At 47.2% G+C, this 17,459-nt stretch carries 12 protein-coding genes; 7 read left to right on the top strand and 5 right to left on the bottom strand.

Features of this window, described 5'->3' with window-relative positions; genetic code table 11:
• Positions 1-9: 9 nt before the first annotated feature.
• Positions 10-1,962 (bottom strand): PTS mannitol transporter subunit IICBA, encoded by a 1,953-nt coding sequence (locus tag INR79_RS20380; RefSeq protein WP_223099473.1) that lies wholly within the window; start codon positions 1,960-1,962, stop codon positions 10-12.
• A 702-nt stretch (positions 1,963-2,664) separates the two neighbouring features.
• Between INR79_RS20380 and INR79_RS20375 the strand changes: the two genes are divergently transcribed.
• Positions 2,665-3,876 (top strand): acyltransferase family protein, encoded by a 1,212-nt coding sequence (locus INR79_RS20375; RefSeq protein WP_223099472.1) that lies wholly within the window; start codon positions 2,665-2,667, stop codon positions 3,874-3,876.
• 89 nt (positions 3,877-3,965) lie between these two features.
• Here the strand turns inward: INR79_RS20375 and INR79_RS20370 are convergent, their stop codons facing one another.
• Complete coding sequence (locus tag INR79_RS20370; protein WP_223099471.1) at positions 3,966-5,270, bottom strand: serine hydrolase domain-containing protein; 1,305 nt, start codon at positions 5,268-5,270, stop codon at positions 3,966-3,968.
• A 103-nt stretch (positions 5,271-5,373) separates the two neighbouring features.
• Here INR79_RS20370 and INR79_RS20365 point away from each other — a divergent pair, with 103 nt between their 5' ends.
• Complete coding sequence (locus tag INR79_RS20365) at positions 5,374-6,261, top strand: LysR family transcriptional regulator (protein ID WP_223099469.1); 888 nt, start codon at positions 5,374-5,376, stop codon at positions 6,259-6,261.
• 101 nt (positions 6,262-6,362) lie between these two features.
• Here the strand turns inward: INR79_RS20365 and INR79_RS20360 are convergent, their stop codons facing one another.
• Positions 6,363-8,285, bottom strand: coding sequence for an amidohydrolase (locus INR79_RS20360; protein ID WP_223099467.1), 1,923 nt, complete (start codon positions 8,283-8,285; stop codon positions 6,363-6,365).
• Between the two features lie 172 nt (positions 8,286-8,457).
• Here INR79_RS20360 and INR79_RS20355 point away from each other — a divergent pair, with 172 nt between their 5' ends.
• Positions 8,458-9,348, top strand: a complete 891-nt coding sequence (locus INR79_RS20355) for a LysR family transcriptional regulator (RefSeq protein WP_223099465.1) — start codon at positions 8,458-8,460, stop codon at positions 9,346-9,348.
• A gap of 67 nt (positions 9,349-9,415) precedes the next feature.
• Here the strand turns inward: INR79_RS20355 and INR79_RS20350 are convergent, their stop codons facing one another.
• Entirely contained in the window at positions 9,416-10,183 is a 768-nt protein-coding gene (locus INR79_RS20350; RefSeq protein WP_223099463.1) for a hypothetical protein, read from the bottom strand.
• A 259-nt stretch (positions 10,184-10,442) separates the two neighbouring features.
• Here INR79_RS20350 and INR79_RS20345 point away from each other — a divergent pair, with 259 nt between their 5' ends.
• Positions 10,443-10,634, top strand: a complete 192-nt coding sequence (locus INR79_RS20345; RefSeq protein ID WP_223099461.1) for a hypothetical protein — start codon at positions 10,443-10,445, stop codon at positions 10,632-10,634.
• 65 nt (positions 10,635-10,699) lie between these two features.
• Here INR79_RS20345 and INR79_RS20340 read toward each other — a convergent pair whose 3' ends face one another.
• The gene (locus INR79_RS20340) at positions 10,700-11,221 is read right to left on the bottom strand and encodes a DUF2058 domain-containing protein (RefSeq protein WP_004406707.1); all 522 of its coding nucleotides are present in this window, start codon (positions 11,219-11,221) and stop codon (positions 10,700-10,702) included.
• 106 nt (positions 11,222-11,327) lie between these two features.
• On the opposite strand from INR79_RS20340, the gene INR79_RS20335 reads away from it, so the two are divergent.
• The 3 genes from INR79_RS20335 to INR79_RS20325 all read left to right on the top strand — a co-directional run bounded on the left by INR79_RS20335 (position 11,328) and on the right by INR79_RS20325 (position 17,438).
• Positions 11,328-12,713: a multicopper oxidase family protein gene (locus INR79_RS20335; RefSeq protein ID WP_223099459.1), complete on the top strand. Its 1,386-nt coding sequence runs from the start codon at positions 11,328-11,330 to the stop codon at positions 12,711-12,713.
• A gap of 327 nt (positions 12,714-13,040) precedes the next feature.
• The gene (locus INR79_RS20330; protein ID WP_223099457.1) at positions 13,041-16,157 is read left to right on the top strand and encodes a hypothetical protein; all 3,117 of its coding nucleotides are present in this window, start codon (positions 13,041-13,043) and stop codon (positions 16,155-16,157) included.
• Between the two features lie 3 nt (positions 16,158-16,160).
• On the top strand, positions 16,161-17,438 hold the full coding sequence (locus INR79_RS20325; RefSeq protein ID WP_223099455.1) for a patatin-like phospholipase family protein: 1,278 nt from the start codon (positions 16,161-16,163) through the stop codon (positions 17,436-17,438).
• Positions 17,439-17,459 lie beyond the last annotated feature (21 nt).

Below are 17,459 nucleotides of genomic sequence, written 5' to 3'. Positions count from 1 at the left end.
ATGGAGTAATTAAGCCGCTTGTTGCCCACCAAGGATGTTCAGAATCTCTTCTACATCGTTAGTACTGGTTAGCTTCTCAATTGCCTCCGGCTCATCAAGCGCATTGGTAATGGTGGTAATCACCTGTATGTGTTCATCGTTCTTAGCCGCAATACCGATCACTAGTTTCGCTACATCATCGTCGTCTTCAGTGAATTGGATACCGGATGGGTATTGGCAGATTACGATGCCCGTTTTCTTCACACGATCTTTTGCCTCCACGGTGCCGTGAGGGACAGCAATGGATTCACCTAGGTAGGTTGGTACCAACGATTCGCGTTCAAACATTGCGTCTACGTATTCTGGTTCTGCGTAACCCAGTTCAACCAGTTTGTTGCCCGCAAATCGAATCGCTTCTTCTTTGCTATCTGCTTTCAAACCTAGATAGATATTCTTAGCCTGAATTTGGAATACTGATGGAGGTTGTGGTTCAAAATTGTCATCATTCGCTGCCATTACGGACACTTTGACCATCTGATCATCGTTGGCTGCTGATTGATTTTGCGAAGCGAGTAGCTTAGTGACTAACTGGTTATACATTTCACTGTCTAAAAAGTTAGTCAATGAAATATGTTGTGCGTCTGGAGCATGCTTACGTGCGCGGTCAGTTAAGTCCGAATGAGTGATCACAATATCGGCACTCTCTGGCAAGCTGTTAATAGCAAGGTTGGTTACGTGAATGTTCAGACCAGCATCTTGAACCTTTTTGCGTAACATGCTCGCACCCATCGCACTTGAACCCATGCCAGCATCACAAGCAACGATGATGCTTTGAACCGTCGCCAGATCTACTTCACTGTTTTTTTGACCTTGAACTACACCACCATTTTTAGATGCAGATTTCATATCTTTAATTCGAGATGTTGCTTTTTCTAGCGCCGCTCCGTCCCCATCTTCTTCAGATGATGTTTGGGTTTTCATTAGTAAAACGGCAACACCAAATGACACGAGAGTTGCAGACATGATTGAAGCCAGAACTCCGACAACCGAGCCTTTTTGAACCATAAGAAGGATCGCAAATATCGAACCTGGAGATGCTGGAGAAACAAGACCCGCATCAAACATGGTTAACACGAACACGCCCGTCATTCCGCCTGCGATTGCAGCTAGAATCAAACGTGGATTCATTAGAATGTATGGGAAGTAGATTTCGTGAATACCGCCAAAGAAATGGATTATTGACGCACCACCTGCCGTTTGACGGGCAGTTCCTTTACCGAACATCATGTAAGCCAGAAGAATCCCCAAACCTGGGCCTGGGTTTGCTTCAATAAGGAAGAAAATAGATTGACCCGCTTCTGACGCTTGCTGAATACCAAGTGGAGAGAAGATTCCATGGTTTATTGCATTGTTAAGGAATAGGATTTTAGCTGGCTCAACAAATATTGAGGTTAGAGGCAGCAAATGTGCTGTAACAAGGAAATTAACCCCCGCTGCCAGCCCGCCAGAAAGGACTTTTACAAATGGACCAATGAAAAAGAAGGCGAGAATCGCACACAACATACCAATGATGCCGGCCGAAAAGTTGTTAACCAACATTTCGAAACCACTTTTCACTTTCCCATCGATGTAGTTGTCGAATTTTTTAATAGCCCAGCCCCCCATAGGACCGACCATCATTGCTCCCATAAACATTGGGATATCGGTGCCGACAATCACACCCATTGTGGTGATTGCACCAACGATTGCACCGCGCTCACCACCAACTAATTTACCACCGGTATAACCAATGAGTAATGGCAGTAAGTAGGTGATCATAGGACCAACCATGGAAGCTAACGTTTCATTTGGTAGCCACCCGGTTGGGATGAATAATGCTGTAATAAACCCCCACGCGATGAACGCGCCAATGTTGGGCATTACCATGTTTGACAGAAAACGACCAAAATTTTGTATCTTGATCTTGGTATCAGGTGATATCATTATCAGTCCCCGTTCGATGTTCTGATGAATATTGTAGTGGTAAACAGTTCGCCAAAACCGTTTGTTTGATTGTTTGTTTTGTACCCAATCAACTTACCACACATATTTCCTTCAGAACTGACAACGGGACTTTAGTGAACGAGATCACACTAACTTCATTCAAATATCCTAGTTTAGTGATATAAATCACCAAACGAGCATGTAACTAAACTACAAATACTTATAAACACAATTGTCAATATAAATACACTTGACAAGTATCACATTATCAAAAACTAAAATTAAATTTTTATAGTGACAAAGATCACCCTTAATTTAATTCATGGTTTGAATTAAAAACATTAAGTGATTTAAATCACAAATCAACCAATGAAATTAAGAGATAGCCTTGTGACATTAGTCACAAATAACAAAAAGTGAAAGTTAATAACATAAATGGCATATTCGTTAACAATCCAGTCAAGCGATTAAGTGCCACTCTCGAATCAACGCTCGTTTAAATCAATATATCCATTATTTCTCAGTACAATTGAATTTATGCGTAGTTCTCACACTCTGTATCCAAAGAAATGAAAAGTGTTCTATTGACCGTAGTTCAATAAAGATCCCACTCCATTAACAATTCTTAATCAAACATCAGTTTAGTTTTTGCCATAAATTCCGCACACTTACGGCACTCCAATTTTAAATGCAGGTGTCGATATGACTGCCGCTCCTCCTCGCCAATTACCTTTACTGACCCCATTGAGAGGGTTTGCCGCGCTGTTTGTGGTTTTCTTCCATGCTCGATTGATTTTATTCCCCCAGTGGAAAGACCCTATTGCGAGTTACACGTACTTTCTTGAGAACAGCTATATCTGGGTGGACCTGTTCTTTATTCTTAGCGGATATGTGATGGTTCACGTTTACCGCGATGCGTTTAAAAAAGAGGGCGTGACGTTTTACAACTGGTGGCGCTTTATGCACCTGAGATTTAGCCGGGTATATCCGCTGTTTCTGGTGACACTGCTGGCACTAATCGGGTGGGAAAGCTACAAAGCGGTGCACGGCATTACCTTCTATGCAGGACCACTGGCAGAATCGTGGGGCATGATTGGTCAGCAAGCGTTTGAAGGTCCTTTCAACCACGCCAGTTCCATTTTCGCTAACCTGTTGATGCTCCAGAGTATCGATAACTCTCCGGCGCTCAGTTGGAACATTTCGTCATGGTCGCTCAGTGTAGAATGGATTATTTACTGGTTCTTTCCTTTAATTGCGTCCTGCTTTTTGAAAACTCGTGGTCGCAGTTGGGCAGTGCCAGTTATTGCTTTGCTTCTGATTTATAGCCTGATTGTTCAGGGCAACACTCTGGATTACACCAAAGGCGAATTTGCGCTTTGCCGAGGCTTAAGCGGGTTTGTTCTCGGTGCCTGGCTATGTCACTGCGGTGCTCAGGCTCTGTTTTCCAAACTTCAGGGCGGTATATGGATATGGGGCATCATTGCTGGAATCGCGGTTTCAATGCATGTTAAACCAAGTCCATTGAGCTTAATGAGCACTTACATTCTGTTTGCGGCATTGGTTGGTGTCTCGGCGGTGCAGCGCAACCCGAAACAAATACTGACGAGAATACTCGACAATCGGGTCACTCAGTTTTTAGGGGATATTTCTTACTCAGTTTACCTTTGGCACGCGGTTTTAATACTGGCGGGTGTAGAAGTGATTCATTACGTTGCGCCAGAACCTTTGGCATGGTGGTATCAGCAAACCAGTGTAACCAGTTGTGTAGTCGGGCTTATTGCCTTTTCTGGCGTGACGATTTTGGTCTCAACGCTGAGTTATCGTCTGATTGAACGACCAGCCCAACGCTGGCTTAGAAAAAGAGCCAAACCTGTCGAATCAAACTCAGACAACCTCAGTTCACCCACTATCTAGTTGATTGCTCCTAACTCAAAGAGACAAGGCAGCCGTTTGGCTGCCTTGGTTATTTATTGTTTATCATTCTTCACGGTTTCAGATTCTAACTACAGTGATTCTGCCAGTGACTCAAAAGCCTCAAGACGCGCTTTTGACGTTTCACGTGCGGCATTAGATGCACTGTCTGCTGACGAGAAGGTAGCAATCACTAAGTTCTTGTCCTGATTGATATATAGAAACTGACCATAAACCCCTCGGAACGTTGCAATATGCTTTTCTGAGTCATGCACCCAAAGGAAGTTTTTGTACCCTTCAAGGTGGGTGTCATAAACCGCCGCTCCTTTGTCTTTGTAAACGCTGGCCATCATGTGCTTGTTCTCATCTTCGGTGATGTTAAAGCTGTCTTTAACCCACTTCTCAGAGAAGACTTGCTCTCCGTTGTATTTTCCGTTGTTCACCATCGCAAGACCAACGCGTGCAAAGTCACGAAGTGTGGTGTTGAAGCCGCCTGTTGCAACAGCGTTGTAACTCAAATCTGCCATAAAGAAAGCATCGTGCTCGACACCAAGTTTGCTCCAAAAATGCTCGGCAAAAAACTTATGTAAAGGCTCGCCTGTCACTCTGGCAATCACCCAGCCTAAAACATCCACATTCGGGCTGTGATATTCAAATTTTGTGTTTACCTTTAGCCCATCCGCCTGTTCAAACAGGGGCAGGTATCCCAGCACATCACGAGGTTCTTCTGCTTTCGTTGGGTCTAGTGCCATTAAATCGTAAGCGGGGAAGAACCCAATTCGACGAAAGTACTCGGTATGTACTTCACCTGGAGTCATTGCTACGTAGTCTTCGCTGTAATTAAGCGCCGATGTCATATTGAGAACAGTACGTATGGTTTGTTCACCAAAATGCGTTCCTTTGAGCTCTTCTACGTACTGCCCAACTTTCGCATTTACATCGATCTTGCCTTGCTCGACAAGTATCCCTACCGCCTGACCCACAAGTGATTTTGTTGACGATGCCCATAAATGGTGGTCTTTGGCAGTGAAACCCTCAAAGTATTCCTCATGTAAAACCTTGCCATTCTGAATGATGATGTAGCCATCTGTATGATCATTAATCATCGCCTGGCGGAAGGTCATCTCCTCATCACCGTAGGTGAACTTGTGGTTTACGATGTCTGGGTTTAAGGCTTGAGGGATCTCGGCAATGTTACCGTCGCGCGGCACCATCAAAGACGGATGGATCCCCATATTCTGGAACGCCCAATGATTGTATGGTGCTTCCGAAAAGTTACTTAATGTCACTTGCTCATTGGGTTGAGCTGGTACTGTGGACATAGGATTCACGTTCTCTGCGACAGAAATAGAGGAAACTGAGCTCGCAACCATTAGGGTAATAAGTGATCTTTTCATATCGAATCTCCGCTGACACTTTAAATCGTACAAGCAAAGAATAACGTGCTATTTTCATACATATAAATCCAAAATGTACGCTTAAACAGTACAAATAGTCTTTATGATTTCAATTGAACAAATCTCATGTTTCACCGCAGTTTACGAACTCGGGAGTTTCAGCGCAGCGAGTAAGAAGCTGGGGAAAGCGCGTTCGACAGTTCGCGAACGTATTAACGCACTTGAAGATATGATGGCAATGACGCTGTTTACGATTGAAGGTAAACAAGCGCTCCCGACCGACATCGCTCATCGGCTGTACCCTCGTTCTCGGTTACTTGCTCGTCAGTCGCTGGAATTCGAAAACATTGTTCTCTCGGCTTACAAAGGGGAACTGAGTAATATTACGGCCTATCATGACAGCTCCATCCCAATCACTTTGCTGCTTTATATTGAAGCGGAGATAAAGGCTCAGTATCCCGATGTAACCCTAAACTGGCTACAGCGAGACAGATACCATTGCCTGAATGAAGTAGAAAACGGTGATGTGTTATTTGCGATTATGCCAGGACTGGGCAACCTGCACCCGAATACAGGGATAGGCAACATTAACTTAGGGACTTATCGCCTTGGGGTCTACACCGCTGCGGATTCATCCATTCCTGATGTTCCTATTTCTTTATCTGAAATAGCGACTAAACGTCAGCTCGTCGCCGAAAACGATGTAAATAACGCCCTTCGCCATACCAAATTGAGCAGTGAAATCGAAATCGTGGCTTCACGATCGCTTCTGATGGAAAAACTAAAGCTGGGAGGTTGGACGGTATTGCCAGTGGACGATATGAAGCGTCTTAACAGGCATCGTGAGTTTCGTGCCGTCGATCTGGTTGAAGTACCATCACTACTCAAACAAGATTGCATTTTGTTTTACAACCTGTCATCGGAAGCTTCGGTACAGGAAAGCAATATTCTTAAGCTGATTTCGAGCGTGTGTAAAGATATGGATATTTAAGAGTATTCAATGTTCAAAAGCCCGAAGTGAAATGGACGATATAAACAAGGCAGCCGTTTGGCTGCCTTGGTGGGTTAAAGGTTTTAGTTAGAGTGAACTACCTATTGGCTTGCTTCCGCTATGGCTTGCTGGAACAGTAAGCTGGTCGCGCAGAATTCCTCATGGTGTGCCTGACTGGGCAGCATGGCGAGGGTTCTCATTACTCGCTGATTGGTGGCACTTAGCGCCATCCCTGAGTTGCTGTTTACTATTTCCGCCACAACCCCTCGGTAGACAGTTGCTTCGACTTCAATCTGATTGATGGTTTTCGGGTTCACTGTGTAAGGGTTGCTATCCAGAATGGTAAAGTCGGCGTATTTTCCCGGCTCTATCGTTCCAATTCTGTCTTCTAGCCTTGCAGTGTATGCCGCGTCAATGGTGATGGCGCGCATGGCTTCGTCTACTGAAATTCTCTCTTGCGGTCCCATAACACTTTGACCAGACAACCCAATGCGGTTCACTGCTGCCCACACCAAATACAGAGGCTGTGCCGGAGCCATAGGCGCATCGGAGTGCAGCGACAAGACACCACCAGCGTCGATGAATGAACGACCGCGAGACATTTCTTCAGCTCTCTCTTTGCCGACACCGAATTCACTGTATTGTTCGGCAAGCACATGGGTATAGAACGGGTTCACACTGAAGTTCACGCCAGACTCAACCGCTCTTGGTATATCGTTTTTGTCGGTGATCCCCAAGTGATGGAAGCTGGTTCGGTGATCGGTTCTTGGGTGCTCTTTGTTAAGGCTCTCTACGACCTTTAATGCACTCTCAAACCCCAGATCTCCGTTGGCGTGAATCACCACGGTGTAGTCGTCCTGCCAGTAAGGACGCATGCTGTCTTCCAATTCTTCTGGCGTTTGTAACCACTCACCTTCATGACCGTCGGTATAGCCGTCTTTGAGTTGCATTAGCTGGCTGTACATAGCGCCGTCTGAAAACAGTTTGATGTAGTTTGGCAACCAGCGAATTTGTTCGGTCTCTTCAAATGTTTGGGTTTGCCCTTCGGCTATGGCTTTGCCTTTTTCTGCGTTGTAACCACCCATTGAATAGGTGAAGTTACCCGCTGGCATGAGCCAGTAATCCATCGGGAAATCATCATTAAGAAGAATATCGACCATCTGTTGGTACATTTCTGGCGTTACAATCACACCGGGATCAACAGCGGTTGTAATGCCACCAGAATGCACGTAATCACGGGTTCGCTCCATGCCAGTGGCAAAGAAACCATCTTTGATTAAGTAGCTGAGCAAATCACTCAGGATAATTTTTCCGCCATTTTCATAAGCATGCCCTTTCTCCCAGTTCAGCTGGTCATAAGCCGCGCCTTCTCCTGTCCAGTCTGCTTCAGTCCAGCCCAGCATTTGAAGAGCAGCATCGTTGAAGTAGAGCTCATGAAAGCTGCGATGCCAGACAATGATCGGTCGGTCTTCTGAAATGCTGTTCAGTAGAGTTTTACTCATCTCCTGACCGTGAAAATACTGGTGGTAACCCCACGTAATCAGGGTTTCCCCTTTAGGTGTTTTCGCTTCAATGTCGATCAGTTTTTGTTTGTAAGCATCGGCACCCTGAACACCTTTTACATCGCCCCAGGGCAGTTGCCAGTCGGCGGGGGTGATGAACTCTGTGCCTAGCAATATACCGCTGAGCCATAAGTGGATATGAGGTTCAACAAAACCCGGTGTCATCACCTTATCGGCGAACTGAGTATTCAGCCTGACATCCGGGTGCTGTGCATATTTTGTTTTCAGGTCGTGTTTGTCACCAACAGCCAGAATTTTTCCGTTTTGTACCGCCACGGTATTGCTGTCTACTGGGGTATTCTCTGCCAGAGTGATCAGATCTTTGGCGACATACAGTGTGATTGGGCTATTGTGGTCAACGTCGGTGTTTACCTGGGGTTGTTCCAGTTTATTGCTTTGAGTGCAGCCAATCACCGCCATCATGCTTAATGCCACTGCTGAGTATCGGATTGCTTTTTTCATATTTGCACCTGTTATCTAGAGGTTTCCGACCTGAAAAATTTACTCTCATCCACACATATTGAGAGCTGAATCCCGACTTTGGCTATCGGGAGGATTTACCAAAAGATTAACAGTATAAATTCGTTCAAAATAATGCATTATGATGGGTATATTCCTACATTATGGAGCCACTATGTTTTCCTATGATCATCTCACTGCTTTCTGCGCCACCGCCGAAGAAGGCAGCTACAGTCAGGCTGCGCGTCGTCTGGGAAAAGACAGAACCACGGTGCGGGAACAGATCAAAGCCATTGAAGACAGCTATGCCATTACTCTGTTCAACATTGAAGGTAAAAAAGCGGTGATGACGCCTCAGGCAGAGGCTTTCTACAAACAGGCAAAGCTGGTGGTTCGTAGCAGTGAAGCGTTGAATTCACACATGATGAACAGCTACCAGCAAGCGTTTACCCACTTCGATATCTACCATGATGCCTTAGTGCCAACGACACTTATCGCGCAAGTCGAATCTACGTTTTCTCAGCACTTTCCTCACATTAAGCTGAACTGGCTGCATCGCAATCGAGACGAAATTCTTGAAACGGTGTCTACCGGAACTCATCAGTTAGCACTGATGCAATATCGACTGACCAGTGACATAAAAGTCCCCTATCGATTTCTGAATCTGGGTTCGGAAAGCTTTATTGCCTGCTGCAACCCTAAGCATCCCCTTGCCAACAGCAATATCGCCTCGATAGAAGAACTTAAATTGGAGAAGCAATACATCACCGAAAACCTGTATGACGCCATCCCCGATTTGTTTGGCGTGTCTCCGGATCTTCGGTTTGTCAGCAATAATGATGTACTCATAGAACTTCTGAAGTTGGGCGGTTGGGCGATTTTGAGCAAAGCTCAGGCAAAACCCTATCTGGACAGAAAAGTGCTGGCTGAAATTGCAATAGACGAGGTTCTTTCGCCACCTAAATCTGGCATAGCTTTTTACTTTCCTGTTGCTCTGGAAAAGGAGAAAGAAGTTCTGCACATCAAAGAAGTCCTATCCCTTTACGCCAAAAAGCATTTCACCTGAGAACGGATACAAAAAAGCCCAGCGGGAGATACAAGCGCTGGGCGAACCTGCTAAATGGGGCAGAAATCTAAAAGAACCACTTCACTCCCACCTCAGCTTTCAATTCGTAGTCGCCATCAAGATGGATACCTGTCGGGGTGACTATGTTTGCCGACGCGTATTGCAGCTTGGTCATCAGCCACTGGGTTCTGTCGGTTTTCAGGGGCGCATTAAACATCAGGTTGTAAGCGGTGGATTCCATCTCAACAATATCTCCACTCACAGTGAAGTATTCCGGCCAGGCCTGAATAAAGGCTCCGGTATCCCCCATCGGTATGGTTGCAAATACATTCAGCATGTAACCTTTGGCAGACTCACCAAATACTTTGCCTGTGGTGTAATTCACGTTTGGAAACACCATGATTCCTCCTGTGTAATCAGGATTGATGGAACCAATCGCCCCTATGGAATATAAAGTGGTATCCGACAGCCCTTCATTTCTCTGATGGATGATGTCTGCCATAAATCCAACTCGGGGAAACAGAGTATTGTCTATGCCTGATACCTGAAAATACTGAGCACGGGATCCCAGATAATCCGCCCCTAACGTATCCTTTCCTGCTTTCGCCTGGCTGTCGCCAAAATTGGCTTCAAGAAAACCACCAAACTGAATGTTTTCTGTCCATGCCCCTGTAATCATTGAAGACAGACGCACATCGGCATCCGATGTAACAAATACCGCAGCCTGGGTATACACGCGGGTCAGATCCGACGGATCGATCGTCTCTGTTTCTTCGGCAATAACAGGAAGGGTAAAGGCAGAGGCGGCGATGGCAGTCAGAATGTGTTTTTTCATACATGCTCCTACTTGGTTCAATAGGTAAGCATCCTTACTGACCTGAAAAGTGGCACTCAAATCTTGAGAGTCAATTTAGCAGGGCATTAAAACTCAAAAAACATCATAATGATTGGTAAATCCCAACATTAAACCACAGAAAATAACCTTATTTTTAATGCGTTTAATGTTGGGTTTTATCCCTCATATCTGATTATGCAACCGGTAGAGTTTGGCGTAAATTTTAATCGTTGTAGATTCCGTTCATCTGGAGGCTGCCATGACCAAATCCAATCAGTTTTTGCTCGCTTTGATTTCCATATACGCCACAGTGGTGGCTTACGGATTTTATCTGGTGAAAAACCAGATTCCGGAAGAAGACCATCAGACCGTGGTTGAACAACCCGCTCAACCGACCATTCAAGCGATCAAGAATGTGCACCATCGCCTGACAACACCAAGACAGCAGTAATAGAAAAGCAGCGTTTCCGCTGCTTTTGAAGTGACTGAGTTAGTCTGGATAATTCAGATTGGTGATTACCACATCAAATCGTCTGGCACGACAAAATCTTTGTACGGATCGTCTTCCGCTGGAATTTCTTCTTCTGCCGATTTGTTTTCGATGATCGACTCCTCATCTCGCATGGCGATTTTCTTCGCTACCGCAGATGGGATGACCACATAACCGTCTTCGTATTTTGCGACAGAAAGGATGCCTTTTAACAGTTGATCACGAATCAGCGATTCCACATAAAGGGATTTGATCAGCTTGCCATCGGTAAAGTTGTATTTGATGTCGCCATCTTTCAGATCCAGCTTGTTCATTTCGATAAGCTGCTTCACCTGAGCTCGGATTTCTTTATTGAGCTGCTGCTCTTTCTGCTGCTGGTTCAGCTCTTTATCGCGTGCTTGTTGCGCCGCTTTGTTCGCTTCTGCTGCCGCTTTGGCTTCACGCGCCTGTACACGAGATTTTTTCGAACCTTTTTTTGCTTTCTTGAGCTTCTTCTCGTTCACCAAGCCGGCTTTTAGCATTTGCTCTTGAAGGGTTAATTTAGCCATGATCAATCCAATTCATTAAAACTCCCAATAGTTTAACCAAGGCACCATTGGAAGAAAACCAATTGTGTTATCGTTTCTGCCAAGAAGCCTAAATCAGGAATCAATCATGGACATACAAAGACGCAAGCTGTTGCAGGCGGGGCTAGCATTGCCCGCTATTTTTGCTTTACCTGCCTGTACCGTGACTAAAGCCAGCCACAGCAAAAAGACAGGCTGGGTGTACGAGCTGACTGCAGAAGAAACCACCGCTGAACTGGTAGAAGGATTTCAGACCGATGTGATGGGGTTCGATGGCAAGATCCCCGCCCCGACTCTGAGATGTCGCCAGAATGAACCCGTCACCATAATTTTCACCAATAAACTGAAAGAACCAACCACCATTCACTGGCATGGGCTGCGTATCCCTATTGAGATGGATGGCGTGCCTTTCTTAAGCCAGCCGCCAATCATGCCCAGGGAAACTTTTACTTACACCTTTACGCCACCGGACGCCGGCACATTCTGGTATCACCCACACGTGAACAGCGTGGTTCAGCTCGGTAAGGGGCTAGTGGGAGCCATCATAGTGGAAGAGGAACAGCCCGTTGAATTTGATGAAGAACATACGCTGATACTGAAACACTGGCACATCGATAAACAGGGCAACTGGAAGAAACTCATGATTCCGCGCTACAGCGCCCGCATGGGGACTCCGGGGGAATGGGGAACCGTAAACGGCAAGCATCAGCCTGTTTATCAGCTAAAAGAGAACGCCACGACACGCCTGAGAATCGCCAATGTGGATAACACGCTTACTTATCCCATTGTGGTTGAGGGTGCGGAAGCCTGGGTAGTTGCGATTGATGGCAACCCAATCAAAACCCCTTATAAGCTGAAAGCACATAAAATCAGCCCGGGGATGCGGGTCGATCTTGCGGTACACGCGCCTAAAAATGGCGAACGTTTTTATGTCCGATATCTGAAGGGAAAATTCCCATTCCCACTTTGTGAGTTCGAATCGGTTACATCAGACATTGTCGTGAAAAAGCCGTTTCCTAAGCTGCCACTCAACCCCGTTCCTGAGCTGGATTTAGCTAACGCAACGGAAATCGATTTTGTATTCGAATGGGAAGGCGCTATCTCACCCACCAAGAAGAATGGCAAGGTGGACACCAAATTCTGGCTGATGAACAAACGGGCATGGGAAGGAATGAGCAAAAACAACATTCCCGCGCCGCTGGCAACACTGGAATATGGCAAAACTTACATCTTCAACCTGAGAAACGTTACCCAGTACCATCACCCGATTCATCTGCATGGTCATACATTTACGGTATTAGAACTGGACGGCAAAAAAATCGAAGAACCCTTCCATACCGATACCGTATTGCTTGGCAAAAACGGCAAAGCACGCGCTGCATTTGTTGCGGATAACCTTGGTCGCTGGATGTATCACTGCCATGTTATCGAGCACATGAAAACCGGGTTAATGGGCTACATTGAAGTCGTATAAATCGCGTTTTCAACCGTGAAATTATCATCCGTCGTTTGGAAACCATCTCGCCAGACGGCGGCTGTATCAGGATTCAGACACCAAAATAAAAACCCTCTAATTGCGCCGCCTTCCCTGAACCAAGCTCACATGTTAGTGATAAATACATTAGCAATTTATAACTGACCTACCGCATTATAAATCCCGAGCAACTTGTATGAGTCGTCTTGCACTGCTCTTCCTCATCGAAACGAGTACGGAGACCCAATGCAAGTTGCTTAAGCCTGAACGTTTTTTGAAAAAACTTTCTGTTTAAAGCGATTTGCATTTCTATTTCAGGAGAAATCAATGGAAACTTTATTCAGATTGGTGCTCAAACGTCCTGCAGTATCACAAAGTGAAGACGCTCCCAGCATTGAACTTTCCCAAGCCACTGCCTTTCAGGCAGAACTCGGTCAGGCAGAAGGTCAGAATTCCCCCCGCCCTGCTCTGAAAGCCGCCGCACAGAAGTTCGTCCAGAGCCCGAATTTCGTTCAGACTCCCAAAACACACGATATTTATCGCCCCTGGCGCGCCCTTTCTGCCTCGCTGGATTCACTCGAACCCAACAAAGCCGTTACCAACGCCGAAGTGTCTGCCGCCATTAATGCTGCTTTCGGCTCCGCTCCAAATCAGGTGGTCGGACAGCCTCAGTACACCAAAGCGGTAGAACAGCTCAAAGACAGCGTTCTAGCCATCAAATATTTGCCGCCTCAGCATTCCAAGCCTATTGAGGAAATGTCTCAGATCCTTCGCGATCTGGAATTGATAGCAAAAACCAATGACGACAATAATTTTCCGGGAACAGGCACAGCATTGCGGCGTTACCGTAAACGCTCGCTGAAAATGCCAACCGAGTCCCAGTTGAAATCTTCCCTTTCAACGGTGGAAGCACAGCGAGAAAGAGAAAAACTGCGTCAGGAAGCGTTGGAGCGCAGACGCAAACAGGCAGAGGGTCGGCTGAGTCTGCACGGCAGGCTGAATAGTGCGATTAAAGAGCTGACCGCTCTGGAAGGCAATGCGCTGGTACAGACACCGCAAGACAACAAAAAAGGCTTTCTGGTGCCTTCTGAACTGCGCCCTTCCGCCACATTTGAACGGCAAAGCAGCGTCATTAATGAGTTTACTAAGGGCATCGTCGGGCGTTCTAAAATCATTGATGCCAATCTGAAAGAAGCCAAAATTGGTCAGTTTACGATTGATGTCGGCAGCGAAAGCAAATCACTCTCTTCCCTGCTTGAACAGGCACGTCACTTCAAAGCTGGGATTCAGGCTTTCAACCCAGTCGATTTAACCCGAATTGGATTTCTCGCTACCAAGGAAGCCGGAGCGGATCTGACGGACAGCACGCGAAAAATTCTGACTGCCAGAAAGCTGGATATCACCCGACGTCCGATTGATGAAATCATTCAGGTTCTGGAAGAGGAAGTTGAGTCTCTCGCTCATGAACTGGATGGTTTGCTGGGCAAACCCATGAAGAAGTCGTTCAAGCGAATGGGCAGAGCATTGGTGATGACCAAAACCCCCATTTCAACTGCCTGGAATAATATCGCGATTGGTACACTCAGCCCGTCTCTTGCACCATTGCTGATTGATAACCGCGTTCCGCGTTCACACGGCAGCATTGCACCCGCTGGTATTGCGGATCTTCTTGTGGTGAAGCAACAACTTAAAGGCTACGAAGGCACCGATGTCGCCCACATTGAAAATGTTCTGAAAGGTGAAAAGAAAGAACGTGAGCACATACGCCGCCGTGAAACGGAAGAACTGCTGTTTCAGGAAACGGAAATCACCACCACAGAAGAACGCTCTCTGGAATCCACCAGCCGCTTTGAAATGAGCCGTGAAACCAGCGAAACGATTCAACAGGATTCGTCTTTGAAAGCGGGGTTGAGTGTGTCCGGTAAATACGGTCCAGTGGTAGAATTTTCTGCAAGTGCAGAAGGGTCTATCTCGCGCAGCAAGCAGGAAGCAACCAAAACCGCGGCGAATTTTTCTCAGGATGTGACTCAGAGAAGCGCCAATAAGATCACGGAAAGAGTGCTGGAACGTTCTTCCCTCCGGGTCACCAACGAAGTGACAGAACGTTCGGCGCATGGCATCGACAACACTGGTGGTGACGGACATATCTCTGGCGTTTACCAGTGGGTGAACAAAGTCTATCAGGCGCAGATGTACAACTATGGCATCCGCACCATGTACGACTTTATGGTGCCTGAACCGGGAGCATTTCTGATTGAGACTCTATCGGATGCTCACGCCAGTGCATTGCAGATCGAAAAGCCGATGGAGTTTCCCCTCAAACCCAGCCAGATTACCGAGCATAACTACCACACCTGGGTGCAGGAATACGGGGCAACCGATGTGTCGCCTCCGCCGGAAATTTACATCACCAAATCGTTGGATTTCAAAGCTGGAGGTGGCGACGATGACACCCATTACAACCACTCTGGTGTTATTCAGATCGACGAGGGCTATAAAGCCATTCATGGGGTTGTCGGGCAAGTGGCGACCATCTGGGAAGATAACTTTGTGGTCGATGTGGTGATAGGGAATCGCTCTCACCGTTTCGAAGACGGCGACTGGGTTTGGAGCACCAGCCTGAGCAATGAAAGAGAAAGTATTCCTTTCGCACTGCAAACATGGAAAGTCAGCTACTTGGCAGCCATCGTAGAAGTGAAATGCCAGCGAACCGATCGCGCTTTGATGAAGTGGAAGCTAGACACACACGCAAAACTCACTAATGCCTACAAAGCTCGTTTGTCTGAGTACGAAGAGAAACTGGCTGCCGCCGAGTTGCAGGCAGGCGTGGCGATAGAGGGCAAAAACCCGGCACTGAATCTGGAAATCATGAAGGATGAGCTTAAAAAACACTGCATCAGCATCCTGACGGAGCAGCACTTTGATCTGTTCAATGCCATCGATACCGGAGCTGAAGGCTTCCCACAAATTGACCTGTTTGAAAATGAAGCAGAAGGACCTTATGTACGTTTCTTCGAGCAAGCCTTTGAGTGGGAGCACGTAACATGGGTGACTTACCCTTACTTCTGGGGCAGAAAACCCCTATGGGATGAACGCATTGCCTATGAGGATACCGATCCGCTGTTCAATCAGTTCCTTAAAGCCGGGTATTGCCGTGTATCAGTTCCAATCCGACTGGGATTTGAAGGTGCCGTTGACCACTTTATTTCCTTTGGTGAGCTTTGGGATGGCGGACCGCTTCCCGCCATATCAAGCGATCTGTATCTGCCGATTGCCGATGAAATTGCCGAACGTCTGGACAGACCGGGGGAAGAAGAACCGCAAGGTGACCCTTGGGATGTGCGCATTCCGACCACCTTGGTGCACCTCAGAGCCGACGACAAGTTACCGAAATGGAAACAGAATGAGGACGGAGAATGGGTTGAAGATCTGGACGGAGCGTAAGCCATGGCTCGAATCTCTAACCCGACCGATGTCCACTATCTCGCGCTCGAAGGCGGCGGGGGCAAAGGGGTTACCTACCTTGGGGCAATACGCGCTTTAGAGCGGCTTGGGGTATTGCCCATTAACATCGATACACCGGGTCAAAACCAGATCCGGGGCATCAGTGGTGCTTCCGCAGGTGCGATTACAGCGATGTTTCTGGCGATGGGATACAACTCAACGCAACTACAGCAAGTGTTGAGTAATTCCAGTACCTTTACCGGGTTCTTTGACGGACCCAGTACAGGTCTGTCGCGCTCGGTAGACAGTAACAACCGCCCCGCTTTGCATACCAGCGCCCCCAATGGGGTGCGACCGATTGATCACATTCGCCAGCAAACCCGAAGCATTCGGGGTATTTCTACCCTTGCCAGCGCAATGGGTTCTCTGGCGCGCAATGGGGCATTCGGTTCCACATCAGACCCGATTGTTCAACGGCTGATCGCTCACCCAGAGCAGTACCTGTTCAACATTCTGTTTGATCGAGGTATGTTCCCCGGCACCAATGCCAGAAACTTTCTGCAAAATGCCGTCTATGGCAGGTTGTGGGATCGCCTAGTCAGAAGTCGTCTCGCACCCGGTCAGCCCATTCCCATCATGGCAGTGAATGGTTCAGAACTGAATTTCACGGAGTTCTTTAATCTGACGGGGGTGGACCTGGTGATCACTGGTTCGAACCTGACTAAGCACAAACCGGCGGTATTTTCTAAACGGCATACCCCACATTTCCCTGTGGCTGAAGCAGTGGGCATTTCGATGAACCTGCCTATCCTGTTCAAGCCTGTCCATGTGGAAGCCAATGTGCCTACGGGGCAATACAACCGCAGAGCCGATGACTACCACGGTTTGTGGATGGATGGTGGCGTGCTGAACAACTTCCCGTTGCACGCGTTTGATTTCCTTTCGCCACAGGTATCGCCCCAGTATCCTAACCTTCGTCCGCTGAACCCGAACGTACTTGGGTTAAGGCTGACGGATGGTCACCCGACACCTCAACGAGCATCGCCACCGCAACAAGGCACGTTTGATGTGCTGTTGAGCCACCTGGGAGATGTATTAGGGACGGTGCTGTACCCGTCTGAAGAGGGGCAAATTCGCAACTCAGATGAAAGGGATCAGTCGATTGATCTGTATACCTACGATCTGGCAACAACGGAGTTTGCGCCCCCAGCCAGTAAGAGCGCAACTCCCATCGCAGAGGCAGAACGGTCAGTGGACAGGTATTTCGCCGCCTCCCCTTAGCGAGGTTTCAATACAATCAAC

The sequence above is a fragment of the Vibrio sp. SCSIO 43132 genome, assembly GCF_019904195.1.
Lineage (GTDB): Bacteria > Pseudomonadota > Gammaproteobacteria > Enterobacterales > Vibrionaceae > Vibrio > Vibrio nigripulchritudo.
The sequence above is the reverse complement of the archived record's forward strand: the minus strand, read 5'-3'. Positions and strand labels throughout refer to the sequence as shown.